Source organism: Streptomyces sp. Go-475, from assembly GCF_003330845.1.
Lineage (GTDB): Bacteria > Actinomycetota > Actinomycetes > Streptomycetales > Streptomycetaceae > Streptomyces.
The window spans coordinates 2,364,949-2,378,096 of record NZ_CP026121.1 but is presented as its reverse complement, the minus strand read 5'-3'; the positions used below and the strand labels follow the sequence as shown (position 1 = coordinate 2,378,096).

Sequence of the window (13,148 nt, the reverse complement as noted above, 5' to 3'; positions counted from 1 at the left end):
CCGGCGGGCGGAAACGCGTCCGATGGCAGCTCAGGGGCTGTCCGCAGGGAGACGCCGCCTTCAGCTCGTGGCCCGGGACCGCTCCGTCACCCGCTCCAGATGCCGCGTGAACACCTCGCGCGCCTCCGGCGTCAGCGTCCGCAGCACCATCAGCGCCGTGACGGCGACGTCGCACAGCTCCGACTGCACGTCGTCCCAGGTGTGCGTCACGCCCTTGCGGGGGTTGTGGCCGGTCACGCCGATGACGGCCTCGGCGACCTCGCCGACCTCCTCGTTCAGCTTCAGGACGCGCAGGAGCAAGCCCTCGGGGCCCTCGATCGGGCTGCTGCTCTCGAGCCACTCCCACAGGGCGTCGATGGAGGCCCACAGCTCGGGCCCGGGCGGCGTGTGATCGTTCATGGGGGCAGCCTGCCACGGGGGTCTGACAGTGCCCCGAGCCCGCCCGGCCCGCTACTCCAGGTACTCCTCTTCGAACAGCGGGTCCTGCTCGCCCTCCTCGGCCTGCCGCAGCCGCCTGGCACGGGCCCCCACCACCAGCGCGGTCCCCGCAGCCGTCGCCGCGAACGCCACCGGGATCATCCAGCTCCGGTTCACCGCGTGCCCGAGCGCGTGGTCCAGGGAGAGCCGCCCCGGGCCGGTGACGGCCAGGCCGGCGGCCGTCAGACCGAGCGTCGCCGCGTACTCGTAGCCGCCGCCCTGGTTGAAGAACCCGTTCGGGGCGTGCACCGCCGCGGCCCCCGCCATCGCCCCGGCGGCCGCGGCTCCGGCGGCCGGAGTGGCCAGGCCCAGGGCCAGCAGCACGCCGCCGCCGGTCTCCGCGAGGCCCGCCGCCGTCGCGCTCGTCTTGCCGGGGACGTACCCCACGGACTCCATGAACTGCCCGGTGCCCTCGATGCCGTGCCCGCCGAACCAGCCGAACAGCTTCTGCGTGCCGTGGGCGGCCAGCACACCGCCCGTCCCCAGCCGGAGCAGCAACAGGCCCAGATCACGTCGGTGGTAACGCCTCACGTCGTCTCCCGGAGCGGACAGCAGGAACAGAGCGGAAAGTCGGTAACACAGCGGACAACAGGAACGAACGAAAAGTCGGGAACAGAGGAGCACTCCGCTTTCTCACGCTTCCACCGTCGCACTCCTGACACCCCCCGACACCCCGCGGGCCCGCCCGCGACGCCGTTCGGGTGGCACCGGTGGCGGGGCCCGGCGGCCGGTACGAGGCTGACTGGCATGACGATTCAGACCACGCGCCTCAGCGACCCGGCCGTCCGCGCCTTCGTCGCCGCCGTGAACAACCACGACCGCGAGGCCTTCATGGCGCTCCTCGCGCCGGGCGCGACCATGGCGGACGACGGCTCCGACCGCGACCTCGCCGACTGGGTCGACCGGGAGATCTTCTTCTCCCACGGCCACCTGGAGGTCGACAACGAGTCCAACGGCGGCCGTTCCCTCCTCGCCCGCTACAGCAACGACACCTGGGGCGAGATGCGCACCCGGTGGAGCTTCACCGTGGACGACGACGGCCGGATCTCCCGCTTCGAGACCGGCCAGGCCTGAAGAAACCCGGCCCCGCGGGGGCTTGTGTTCGCGTGCGCTCCAACTCCTAGCATCCCCGCACATGGAGACCACACGGCCGCTCGGACGCGGCGGCATCGAGGTGAGCGCCCTCGGCTTCGGCTGCTGGGCGATCGGAGGAGAGTGGCAGGCGCCGGACGGGCAGCCGCTCGGCTGGGGCAGAGTCGACGACGAGGAGTCGGTGCGGGCGGTGCGGCGCGCCCTCGACCTGGGCGTCACGTTCTTCGACACCGCCGACACCTACGGCGCCGGGCACAGCGAACGCGTGCTGGGCCGGGCGCTCGGCAAGCGCAGGGCCGATGTCGTCGTCGCCACCAAGTGGGGCAACGTCTTCGACGAGGAGACCCGGACCCTCACCGGCAGCGACGACTCCCCGGCCTACCTGCGCCGCGCCCTGACCGCGTCCCTGGACCGGCTCGGCACCGACTACGTCGACCTCTACCAGTTCCATCTCTCCGACGCGGACACCGAGCGGGCCGCCCTGCTCCGGGACGAGTGCGAGAAGCTGGTCGGTGAGGGGCTGATACGCGCCTACGCCTGGAGCACCGACGACCCGGCACGCGCCGCCGTCTTCGCGCAGGGGCCGCACTGCGCCGCCGTCCAGCACACCCTCAACGTCCTCCAGGACGCGCCCGAGATGCTCCGGCTGTGCGAGGAGGCGGGTCTCGCGAGCGTCAACCGCAGTCCGCTGGCCATGGGGCTGCTCACCGGCAAGCGCCGGGAGGGGCAGCCGCTGGAGGCCGGGGACATCCGCAGCAGGCCCCCGGCCTGGCTCCAGGGGTTCGGGGACGGCTCCGGCGCCGACCCGGAGTGGCTCGCCCGCGTCGACGCCCTCAGGGACGTCCTCACCAGCGAGGGCCGCACGCTCGTCCAGGGCGCCCTGGCCTGGCTGTGGGCGCGCAGCCCGCGCACGATCCCCATCCCCGGCTTCCGTTCGGTCGCACAGGCGGAGGAGAACGCGGGGGCGTTGGAGAAGGGGGCGCTGACCGCCGCACAGCTGGCCGAGGCCGACCGGCTGCTCGGGCGGTGATCATTGCGGGATCTTGGGCCGGTCTTTGACCGTTCCGGGCCCGCCTGCGCGATTCCGCTTCGTACCGTCGCGGGATGCGTGACTCAGCCCGGCTGTCCAGACGTTCCGTGCTAGCCCTCGCCCTGGCCGCCCCGATGGCCGGTGCCACCCCGGTGGCCGCGGCGGCACCGGTCTCAGCGGCACCGGTCTCAGCGGCACCGGTCCCCGCGGCACCGGACTCCGAGGCGGGCCCCGTGCTCGGCGGGGACCGCCTCGGCTCCGACACCGTTCAGGCGGGCAGCACCACCGGGCTGCCCCGGCGGCTCACCGCCCGCTCCTGGCTCGTCGCCGACCACGACACCGGCGAGGTGCTGGCCGCCTACCGGGCGCACCGGCGGCTGCCGCCCGCGTCCACGCTGAAGATGCTGTTCGCCGACACGCTGCTCGACCGGTTCCCGCGCGACAGCCGGCACACCGTCACCGCCGCCGACCTGGCAGGCATCCCGGCGGGCTCCAGCCTCGTCGGCATCCGGGCCGGGACCACGTACACCGTCGACCAGCTGTGGCAGGGCGTCTTCCTGCGCTCCGGGAACGACGCCGTGCACGTCCTGGCCCACATGAACGGCGGGGTGGCGAGGACCGTCGCCGAGATGCAGGCCAGGGCGCGGGAACTGCGGGCCCTGGACACGCACGTGGTCAGCCCGGACGGCTACGACCACCCGGGGCAGCTGTCCTCGGCGTACGACCTGACGCTCTTCGCCCGGCACGGGCTGCGCGACCCCGCCTTCCGCGCCTACTGCCGGACGCGCACGGCCGACTTCCCGGCCGGGGGGCGGCGGACGTTCCAGATCCAGAACACCGACCGGCTGCTGGACGGGACGTGGGGCCTGCGGGCGTATCCGGGGCTGATCGGTGTGAAGAACGGCTACACCACCCACGCCGGCAACACCTTCACCGGCGCCGCCACCCGGGCCGGGCGCACCCTGCTGGTCACGGTCATGCACCCCGGCAACCGCCTCGACGCCGTCTACGAGGAGGCCGCCGCCCTGCTCGACTGGGGCTTCGCGCAGGGGGCGTCGGCACGGGCCGTCGGCGTACTGGTCGAGCCGGCGGGCGAGTCGGCGGGCGAGCGCCCCGGGACGGGACCGGCCGCCGCGGGCGGAGCCGTCGCCTCGGGTGCGGTCGCGCGCGAGCCCTCGGCGGGGCGGCTCGCGGAAGGCGCCGGCACCGCGGTCGCGCTGCTGGCGGGCGGGTTCTTGGCGCTGCGCCGGCGCCGGACGCCCGGGCGCGCGAAGGGACGGCACCGCGAATGACACGGTCCGCCTCGCCCTTTGACGGACGTTTGCGGCAGTCGTTCCACGCGCACCGGTGCGCACCCCGCGGTCCCACGCGGGGTCCACCCCCACCCGGTGCCGTGGAACGACTGCCGCCTCCCCCCTGGGTGTGGCCTGCGGAAGCCTTCTGCTCCAACTGTGAAGCTTTCGTGTAGACGAGTTGAGCATAAGCGCCCGACCGGCCGCAATGGTGCGGACGTTCATATTCCGTTTGTATAGGTTGACGGATTGACGATCGCGGGGCCCGCGCTCAGCCGCGTCCGACGTACGGCATGGTCGTGGCGAGCACGGTCGCGAACTGCACGTTCGCCTCCAGCGGCAGCTCCGCCATGTGCCGCACCGTGCGGGCCACGTCCGCGACGTCCATGACGGGCTCCGGGGCGACTTCCCCGTTCGCCTGCAGCGCCCCTGTCCGCATACCGGCCGTCATGTCGGTCGCCGCGTTGCCGATGTCGATCTGCCCCACGGCGATCCGGTACGGCCGCCCGTCCAGCGACAGCGCCTTGGTCAGGCCGGTCAGCGCGTGCTTGGTCGAGGTGTAGGCCACCGAGTGCGGACGGGGCGTGTGCGCCGAGATGGACCCGTTGTTGATGATCCGCCCACCCTGCGGGTCCTGCTCCTTCATCTGCCGGTACGCCGCCTGCGCGCACAGGAACGCCCCGTTGAGGTTGGTGTCCACCACGTGCCGCCACGCCTCGTAGGGCAGTTCCTCGACCGGCACACCGCCGGGCCCGAACGTGCCCGCGTTGTTGAACAGCAGGTCCACCCGCCCGAACCGCTCGACGGTCGCCGCGAACAGGCCTGCCACGTCCTTCGGCCGTGAGACATCCGTCCGCACGGCGAGAGCCGCGCCCTGCGGTGCGAGGGCCGCCGTCTCCTCCAGCGTCTCGACGCGCCGGCCCGCCAGCGCCACCGACCAGCCCGCGCGCAGCAGTTCCACCGCGACCGCCCGGCCGATGCCGGAGCCCGCCCCGGTCACCACCGCGATTCCGTTCTCCTTCGCATTCATGGGCCCGCAGCGTACGGGAGGGGCCACGGGAGGGCCCGCCATGCGGAACTCATCAGTCCGTCACGCGAGTGCTGTGTCCGTGTCGACCGGGTGTCGTCCCCGGCCACTCCAATGCCCCCTGCAGCCATTCGCCAGGGGAGGACCGGATGACACCCGCAGCACACCCGTCCCAGCACGCCCCCGAACTCCGCGCGGCCGCCCGCCACATCGGCCGCCGCCGCTTCCTCACCAGGACCGGCGCCGCCGCCGCGCTGGCCTTCGCGACCAACCTGCCGTCCCCGGGAGTCGCGGCCGCCGCAGAACTCGACGCCGCGCGGATCACCGAGAACCCGTTCACGCTGGGCGTCGCCTCCGGCGACCCCCTTCCCGGCTCCGTGATCCTGTGGACCCGCCTCGCGCCCGCCCCCTTCCAGGCCGACAGCGGACTGCCCGCCGAACGCGTCACCGTCCACTGGGAACTCGCCCACGACGAGCGCTTCCGCCGCGTCGCCCGGCGCGGCACCGCCACCGCGCACCCCGAGTTCCACCACACCGTCCACGTCGAGGTGGGCCACCTGGAGGCCGGCCGCGTCTACCACTACCGCTTCCGCGTGGGCCGCTGGACCAGCCCCACCGGCCGCACCCGCACCGCCCCCGACCCCGGCAGCCGCGTGGCGGCCCTCACCCTCGCCGCCGTCTCCTGCCAGGCCTACCACGACGGCTACTACACGCCGTACGCCCACCTCGCCGCCGACGACGTCGACCTCGTCCTCCACCTCGGCGACTACCTCTACGAGTACGCCGTCAACTCCGTCGGCGGCCGGCGCAATTACACGGACCGCACCCTGCCCGACCTGTTCAACCGCGAGACGCTGACCCTGGAGGACTACCGGCTGCGGTACGCCCTCTACAGGTCCGACCCGGACCTGGCCGCCGCGCACGCCGCGCACCCCTTCGTCGTCACCTGGGACGACCACGAGACCGAGAACAACTACGCCGACGACATCCCCGAGAACAGCGTCCCGCCGGAGGAGTTCCTGCTGCGCCGCGCCGCCGCCTACCGCGCCTACTGGGAGAACCAGCCCCTGCGCCGGCCCCAGCGCCCCGCCGGACCCGACATGCGGCTCTACCGCCGCCTGACCTGGGGCCGGCTCGCCCAGTTCGACGTCCTGGACACCCGCCAGTACCGCTCGGACCAGGCCTACGGCGACAAGGCGCACGTGCCCGGCCCCGAGTCCGACGACCCGGCGCGCACCATGACCGGCGCCACCCAGGAGCGGTGGCTGCTCGACGGCTGGCGCTCCTCGCGGGCGCTGTGGAACGTCGTACCGCAGCAGGTCTTGTTCTCCCGCCGGAACATGGACGCCACCACCCCTTCCCGGGTGTCGATGGACGCCTGGGACGGCTACAGCGCCTCCCGCCGCCGCGTCCTCGACGGCGCGAAGGCCGCCGGCGTGGAGAGCCTGATGGTGCTCAGCGGCGACGTGCACTCCGCCTACGCCCTCGACATCAAGGACGACTTCGACGACCCGTCCTCCGCCACGCTCGGCACCGAGATCGTGGCGACGTCGGTCTCCAGCGGCCGGGACGGCGCCGACAAGCCCGCCACCTGGGACACCTACATGTCCGCCAACCCGCACCTGAAGTTCTTCAACGGCCGCCGCGGCTACGTCACCGTCGCGCTCGGACGTGAGGCGGCACGCGCCGACTTCAGGACGGTGCCGTACGTGACCCGGCAGGGGGCGCCGGTCACGACGGCCGCGTCCTTCGTGACGGAGGTGGGCGAGCAGGGGCTCAAGCCGGCGTGAGTGCCGTCGTGAGGCCCTCGTCCGGGGTCTCGCCCGGGGTCTCACCGGGGTAGCGGACGCCGACGCGGTCCCGGATCGCGTCGAGCGTCCGCATCACGGCGAGCGTGCCGTCGAGCGGGACGAGCGGGGACTCCGTCTCACCGGCCCGCAGGGCGCGCATCACCTCGGACGCCTCGTGGCGCAGGCTGTTGCGCGGCCCGTCCGCCGGGTCGGCCGCGAACTCCTCGGCGTCACGGCCGTCCCGGTGCAGCACGAAACGGTCCGGGAAGAAGAAGCCGCCCGGAATGTCGATCCGGCCCTTCGAGCCGGTGACCGAGGCGACGGTCGCCGTACCGCCCACGATGGAGCAGTGCACCGAACCGAGAGCGCCGCTCTCCCAAGAGAGCACCGCTGCCGTCTGGAGATCGACGCCCTCGTCCGAGAGCACCGCTCGCGCCGCGACGTCCGACGGCTCCCCGAGCAGCAACTGCGCGAACGACACCGGATACACGCCCAGATCGAGCAGCGCGCCCCCGCCCAGCTCCGGGTTCCGCAACCGGTGCGAGGGCGGGAACGGACCGGCCAGCCCGAAGTCCGCCTGCACGCTGCGCACCTCGCCGATCGCCCCGTCGTCCACCAGCGCCTTCAGCCGCCGCACCAGCGGATTGCAGTACATCCACATCGCCTCCATCAGGAAGCGCCCGTGCTCCCGCGCCAGCGCGACGAGTTCCTCCGCCTCGCGCACGTTCAGCGTGAACGGCTTCTCGCACAACACGTTCCGCCCGGCCGCCAGGCACAGACCGGCCGCCGTCCGGTGCGCGGTGTGCGGGGTGGCGACGTAGACGACATCGATGTCCTCGTCCCGCGCGAGCGCGTTCCAGTCGCCGTACGCCCGGGGGATCCCGAACCGCTCCGCGAACGCCTTCGCCGACTCCTGCGACCGTGACGCCACCGCCACGACCTCCGCGTCCGGCAGGTCGACCAGGTCCGCGGTGAACGCGGCCGCGATCCCCCCGGTCGCCAGGATCCCCCACCGCACCGTGTCCGCCGTCATTCCCGCCCCGCCTTCACCTCGGTGACCCCTAGCAGTCCGTACGAGCTGAGAGCATAGGTGCCGATCGACTCGAAAAGGGAGGGACTCATGCCCGAGGGTGGGGCGTCCATATCGAAGACCGCGCAGGAGGTCGCAGCCGGGGCGGAGCGGCCCGACCTCACACCGCACCGCCGCACCGGGCTCCTGGTCACCTTCCTCCTCGGCAGCCTGACCGCCGTACCGCCGCTGGCGATGGACATGTACCTCCCGTCGCTGCCGGAGGTCACCCGCTCCCTGCACGCGCCCGCCGCGACCGTCCAGCTCACCCTCACCGCCTGCCTGGCCGGCATGGCCCTCGGGCAGCTCGTCGTCGGGCCGATGAGCGACCGGTGGGGGCGCCGCCGCCCGCTGCTCGCCGGGCTCGCCGTCTTCGTCGTCGCCACCGTGCTGTGCGCGCTCGCCCCCACCGTCGAACTCCTCGTCGCCTTCCGGCTGGCGCAGGGCCTCGCGGGCGCCGCCGCCATCGTCATCGCCCGGGCCGTCGTCCGCGACCTGTACGACGGCATGGCCATGGCCCGCTTCTTCTCCACCCTCATGCTGATCTCCGGGGTCGCCCCGATCGTCGCGCCGCTGATCGGCGGGCAGGTCCTGCGCGTGACCGACTGGCGGGGCGTCTTCGCGGTCCTCACGGTCATCGGCGTCCTCATCGGCGTCCTGGTCTGGACGAAGCTCCCCGAGACCCTGCCGCCCGCCGAACGGCACAGCGGCGGCGTCGGCGAGGCCCTGCGCGCGATGCGCACCCTGCTGGCCGACCGTTCCTTCACCGGCTACATGCTCACCGGCGGCTTCGCCTTCGCCGCCCTCTTCGCCTACATCTCGGCGTCCCCGTTCGTCATCCAGGAGATCTACGGCGCCTCCCCGCAGACGTTCAGCCTGCTGTTCGGCGTCAACTCGGTCGGACTGGTCGTCGTCGGCCAGATCAACGGCAAGGTCCTGGTCGGCCGGGTCAGCCTGGACCGGGTGCTCGGCATCGGCCTGGCGATCGTCATCACCGCGGCGACCGCGCTGCTGCTGATGTCCCTGGGCGTGTTCGGCGAGGTCGGGCTCGCGCCCGTCGCGGCCGCCCTCTTCGTGCTGATGTCCGCGATGGGCATCACCCTGCCCAACACCCAGGCCCTCGCCCTGATGCGCACCAAGCACGCCGCGGGCTCCGCCTCCGCCCTGCTCGGCACGTCCTCCTTCCTCATCGGGGCGATCGCGTCCCCGCTGGTCGGCGTCGCCGGGGAGGACACCGCCCTCCCGATGGCCGTCGTCCAACTGGCCGCCGCACTGGTGGCACTGGCCTGCTTCGTGGGAATGTGCCGACCCTGGAGGGCCCGCGCGAGTGTGGAGGGAGCGGACAGCTGAGCGCACCGAGACTGCGCCACGGCACGCCGGAACGGGCCGGACTCGACCCCGGGGAACTGCGCCGGCTCGTCCGGGAGGTCCACGTCCTCACCACCGGGCAGCGCCCCTGGGCACCCGGCGCGGTCCTGGTCGTGGGACGCGGCCCCGTGATCGCCGTCGAGGAGGCCGCGGGCTGGGCCGTCCGCTATTCGGCCTACGACGAGACCACCGACGCCGGTGTGGAACTGCCCCCCGAGGACCGGGTCCCGATGACCGTGGACACGCCCTTCGACCTGGCGTCCCTCACCAAACTGTTCACGTCCGTGGCCGCCGTGCAGCAGATCGAGCGCGGCACGCTGGGCATCGACGCGAAGGTGGGCGCGTACCTGCCCGACTTCACGGCGGCGGCCCGGCACGGCATCACCGTCCGCCAGCTCCTCACCCACACGTCCGGGCTGCGGCCCGAACTCCCCCTGTACGACTGCGCCGACGACGCCGAACGCCTCGCGGCACTCCGGGCGGAGGCCCCGGTCGGGGTGCCCGGCGCCTACTGCTACTCCGACCTCAACATGCTCCTCCTCCAGCACGTCCTGGAACGCCTCACCGGCCGCCCCCTCGACGTCCTCGTCCACGACGGCATCACCCGGCCGCTGGGCATGACGGCGACGGAGTTCGGGCCGTGCCCGGGCGCGGCGGCGACGGAGGACCAGCGGCGGCCGTGGGCCAAGTCGGACCGGGGGATGCTGCGGGGCGAGGTGCACGACGAGAACGCCTGGGCGCTCGGGGGAGTGGCGGGCCACGCGGGCCTGTTCTCCACCGGCCGGGACCTCGCGGTGTTCTGCCGCACCCTCCTCGCCGGCGGCTCCTACGGCCCGGCCCGCATCCTCGGCCCCGACTTCGTCGAGCTCCTGTTCACCCCGCCCGGCCTCGGCTTCCTGCTCGACCAGCCCTGGTTCATGGGCGACCTCGCCGGTCGCGGCGCGGCGGGCCACACGGGCTTCACGGGCACGTCCCTGGTCCTCGACCCGGCGACGGACACGTTCCTGATCCTCCTGACGAACGCGGTCCATCCACGCCGCCGCCGACCGGACAGCGCGCCGAGGGCGGCGGCGGGGTCGCGGGTGGCCCGGGCTCTGAGGGGAAGGTGAGGGGGCGCCTACACCTCGTTGAAGCCGCGCGACGCGTCGTAGATGTCGGCCTCGATGACGACCACGAAGAAGCAGGTCACCACGTAGTGGATCATGACGCGGTCCTCCCAGGCCGCGCGCGTCACGGTGTCGTTCGTGTAGGCGAGGTGACTGCCGGCGCCCTCGGGCTCGGCCGCGATCCTGTCGACGAGCCGCCGGAACTTCTCCCGGTCGGCGACCGGGATGTACTCACGGAACCGCGCGACCTGCTCGGTGAACTGCACACGTCTTTTCATCAGGGCGGGATCCTAGGGACACGGCGCAGGCCCCCGCAGGGAATAGTCCGCCGCCCTGCCCGGACCTGTCCGAGGCCTGCGGGACGTGGTGATCCCGGTCACCGTCGACCGCCCCGTCCCGCCCCCGGGGCGCGGTGGCCGCGCCTCGTAGAATCACCGGGTGAACGCCCCCGCACCCCCGGCCGAAACCCTCCGTGCCGCACTCGCCGGACTGCTCGACGGGCTGCCGCCCCGGCAGGCCTCGCAGGCCGTCGAGCGGCTGATCGCCAGCTACCGGGGGGCCACCCCGACCGACGCCCCGATCCTCCGGGACCGCGCCGACGTCGCCGCCTACGCCGCCTACCGGATGCCCGCCACCTTCGAGGCGGTGCGGTCGGCGCTGGAGGCCTTCGCGGAGGCCGTGCCCGGGTGGGTGCCCGGCGGGCACCTGGATCTCGGCGGCGGCACGGGCGCCGCGGCCTGGGCCGTGAGCGCGACCTGGGGCGGGGAGCGGCCCGTCACCGTGCTCGACTGGGCCGAGCCCGCCCTCGCCCTCGGCCGGGAGATCGCCGCGGCCGACCCGGCCCTGCGGGACGTACGGTGGCAGCGCGCCCGGATCGGAGCGGCGCTCACGCTGGAGAGCACCGATCTCGTCACGGTGTCGTACGTCCTGAACGAGCTGACCGCCCCCGACCGCACCGCCCTCGTCGACGCCGCCGCTGCCGCCGCCCAGGCCGTCGTGATCGTGGAACCCGGCACCCCCGACGGCTACGCCCGCGTCATCGAGGCCCGCGACCGGCTGGTCACCGCCGGGTTCCACGTCGCCGCCCCCTGCCCGCACAGCGCCGCCTGCCCGATCGCCCCGGGCGCGGACTGGTGCCACTTCTCCGCCCGGGTCAGCCGGTCCTCCCTGCACCGCCAGGTCAAGGGCGGCTCCCTCGCCTACGAGGACGAGAAGTTCAGCTACGTCGCCGCCGCCCGCTTCCCGGTCGCCCCGGCACCCTCCCGGATCGTGCGGCGCCCCCAGATCCGCAAGGGCCAGGTCCTCCTCGACCTGTGCGAGACCGAACCGTCCCTGCGCCGCGCCACCGTCACCAAACGCCACGGCGACCGGTACAAGGCGGCACGGGACGCCGACTGGGGAGACCCCTGGCCGCCCGCCGACCCGGCCGCGTGACCTACCCGCGGCCCGCCCAGCGGTGCAACGCCCCCTCCGCCCACGCCCGGTCGGCGGGGGACAGGTCTGCGATGCCGACGCTGTGATTGCCGCCCGGCACCCACAGGACCCGTGAGTCGGCACCGCCGGGACGGAAGTGCTCGGCGACCGAGGGATCCTGGGCGCCGTTGACGAACAGCATGCGGCTGCCGCGACGGCGGACCCAGCGGTCGATGTCCGGCATGGCCGCCGGGTCGAAGACCATGGGGACGTCCCGGGGGACGAAGGAGCGTGCCGCGATGCCGTCGGGGTGGCGCAGCAGGTCCGCCACGTGGGCGGTGGGGACAGCGCCGTACCCGAGCTGAGTGCCGATCTGGTACCAGTACGGGACGTACCGCCGCGCCGCCGTGTCGGCGTACAGGGGCAGTCCCGCCCACGCGTCCAGCCACGCGTACAGCTCGTCGGCCGTCGCCCGCGGGCCGGGGATCGTGGCGACGTCGGCCGGAGTCGCGCGCTGCCAGAACATGAACAGCACACGCAGGACGGCGATCTCGAACGCCTGGTCGGCGCTGCCGATGACGCGGAAGGTGTCGCCCTCGGCGGACGCCCACGCCTCGTAGCGGGCGACCAGCTCGGCCCGGCGCAGCAGCAGTTGCCGCTGGGCGGCCTTGACGGCCTCGCGGCCGGGAGCGGTGCCGACCGTCTCCAGGAAGCGGAGGCAGGCGGAGTCGTCGCGGTCGTCGGCGTTGTTCGGCGCCGAGTAGACCACCGTGCCCTCCACGTCCCCGGGGTGGAAGCGGCGGTGGTAGACGCCGGCCATGCCGCCCTTGCTGCTGCCGGTGGAGATCCACGCGCCGGGGTAGAGCCGGCGGAAGAGGCGGACGACGCGGTGGTGGTCGTCGGCGGCCTGGCGGATCGTGAGATGGGCGTAGCCGGGCCCGGCGGGGAGGGAGGCGCCGAAGTAACGGTGTTCCACCTGGAGCTGGCCGGCGCCGAGCAGGATCGCCGGTTCGCTCCGCCGGGGCGTGAGGACCGCGTGGTAGCCCGTGGTGGTGAGCACCATGGGCCGGTCGGCGCTGGTGTGGAGCAGGGTGAGGCGCTGCTCGAAGGTGCCCGCCGCGGGGTTCGTGTGGTCGGCCGGCTGGCGCAGGCCCAGGACGAAGTGCCGGTACCCGGGCTCGGCGTCCCGCCGCTCCTCGATCAGACGCAGGCCGGGCAGTGAGCGGAGGGCGTCCGCGATATCACGCTCCCCGGGCCCGGGCCGGAGGGCGTCCGCCGCCCGTGCCGGTGCGGCCGCCGTCGCCGCGAGGCCCGCCGCCGACACGGCCGAGGCCGCGGAGGTGAGCAGCCGTCGTCTGGTCCACGCGCGCATGAGTGAGTCCTCCCGGGGGCCCGTGGTGCGGATGTCCGTCGGTCGCGGAGCCGCGACCGCTTCAGTACATCCGCCGGACGCCCCGGGAGGATCCCGCGCTCGGGGGGACGCG

At 73.7% G+C, this 13,148-nt stretch carries 13 protein-coding genes; 7 read left to right on the top strand and 6 right to left on the bottom strand.

What is annotated here, in order from left to right; genetic code table 11:
* Positions 1-60 precede the first annotated feature (60 nt).
* Both C1703_RS10890 and C1703_RS10885 read right to left on the bottom strand, forming a co-directional pair.
* Positions 61-399: a MazG-like family protein gene (locus C1703_RS10890; RefSeq protein WP_114251843.1), complete on the bottom strand. Its 339-nt coding sequence runs from the start codon at positions 397-399 to the stop codon at positions 61-63.
* A gap of 51 nt (positions 400-450) precedes the next feature.
* Positions 451-1,008, bottom strand: coding sequence for a DoxX family protein (locus tag C1703_RS10885; protein ID WP_114251841.1), 558 nt, complete (start codon positions 1,006-1,008; stop codon positions 451-453).
* Positions 1,009-1,224: 216 nt separating this feature from the next.
* Between C1703_RS10885 and C1703_RS10880 the strand changes: the two genes are divergently transcribed.
* The 3 genes from C1703_RS10880 (at position 1,225) to C1703_RS10870 (ending at position 3,891) form a co-directional block, all read left to right on the top strand.
* Entirely contained in the window at positions 1,225-1,551 is a 327-nt protein-coding gene (locus tag C1703_RS10880; RefSeq protein WP_114251839.1) for a nuclear transport factor 2 family protein, read from the top strand.
* Between the two features lie 61 nt (positions 1,552-1,612).
* A complete protein-coding gene (locus C1703_RS10875; RefSeq protein WP_114251837.1) occupies positions 1,613-2,599 on the top strand; it encodes an aldo/keto reductase in 987 nt (328 codons plus the stop codon).
* Between the two features lie 74 nt (positions 2,600-2,673).
* Entirely contained in the window at positions 2,674-3,891 is a 1,218-nt protein-coding gene (locus C1703_RS10870) for a serine hydrolase (protein WP_114251835.1), read from the top strand.
* A 271-nt stretch (positions 3,892-4,162) separates the two neighbouring features.
* Here C1703_RS10870 and C1703_RS10865 read toward each other — a convergent pair whose 3' ends face one another.
* Positions 4,163-4,921 (bottom strand): SDR family oxidoreductase, encoded by a 759-nt coding sequence (locus C1703_RS10865; RefSeq protein WP_114251833.1) that lies wholly within the window; start codon positions 4,919-4,921, stop codon positions 4,163-4,165.
* A gap of 146 nt (positions 4,922-5,067) precedes the next feature.
* Here C1703_RS10865 and C1703_RS10860 point away from each other — a divergent pair, with 146 nt between their 5' ends.
* Entirely contained in the window at positions 5,068-6,708 is a 1,641-nt protein-coding gene (locus C1703_RS10860) for an alkaline phosphatase D family protein (protein WP_114251831.1), read from the top strand.
* Here the strand turns inward: C1703_RS10860 and C1703_RS10855 are convergent.
* Positions 6,695-7,741 (bottom strand): Gfo/Idh/MocA family oxidoreductase, encoded by a 1,047-nt coding sequence (locus tag C1703_RS10855; protein ID WP_114251829.1) that lies wholly within the window; start codon positions 7,739-7,741, stop codon positions 6,695-6,697. The two genes, C1703_RS10860 and C1703_RS10855, sit on opposite strands and share 14 nt — an antisense overlap.
* 87 nt (positions 7,742-7,828) lie before the next feature.
* On the opposite strand from C1703_RS10855, the gene C1703_RS10850 reads away from it, so the two are divergent.
* Together C1703_RS10850 and C1703_RS10845 are read left to right on the top strand one after the other, a co-directional pair.
* A complete protein-coding gene (locus C1703_RS10850) occupies positions 7,829-9,127 on the top strand; it encodes a multidrug effflux MFS transporter (RefSeq protein WP_114251827.1) in 1,299 nt (432 codons plus the stop codon).
* Entirely contained in the window at positions 9,079-10,254 is a 1,176-nt protein-coding gene (locus C1703_RS10845) for a serine hydrolase domain-containing protein (protein WP_114251825.1), read from the top strand. The genes C1703_RS10850 and C1703_RS10845 overlap by 49 nt, the downstream gene beginning before the upstream one ends.
* Positions 10,255-10,262: 8 nt before the next feature.
* Here the strand turns inward: C1703_RS10845 and C1703_RS10840 are convergent, their stop codons facing one another.
* Entirely contained in the window at positions 10,263-10,529 is a 267-nt protein-coding gene (locus C1703_RS10840; RefSeq protein ID WP_232840445.1) for a hypothetical protein, read from the bottom strand.
* A gap of 160 nt (positions 10,530-10,689) precedes the next feature.
* Here C1703_RS10840 and C1703_RS10835 point away from each other — a divergent pair, with 160 nt between their 5' ends.
* Positions 10,690-11,685 carry a small ribosomal subunit Rsm22 family protein gene (locus tag C1703_RS10835; RefSeq protein WP_114251821.1) on the top strand — a complete coding sequence of 332 codons (996 nt, stop codon included), beginning with the start codon at positions 10,690-10,692 and terminating at the stop codon, positions 11,683-11,685.
* 1 nt (position 11,686) lies between these two features.
* Here the strand turns inward: C1703_RS10835 and C1703_RS10830 are convergent, their stop codons facing one another.
* Positions 11,687-13,036: a S28 family serine protease gene (locus tag C1703_RS10830; protein WP_114251819.1), complete on the bottom strand. Its 1,350-nt coding sequence runs from the start codon at positions 13,034-13,036 to the stop codon at positions 11,687-11,689.
* Between the last annotated feature and the right edge of the window lie 112 nt (positions 13,037-13,148).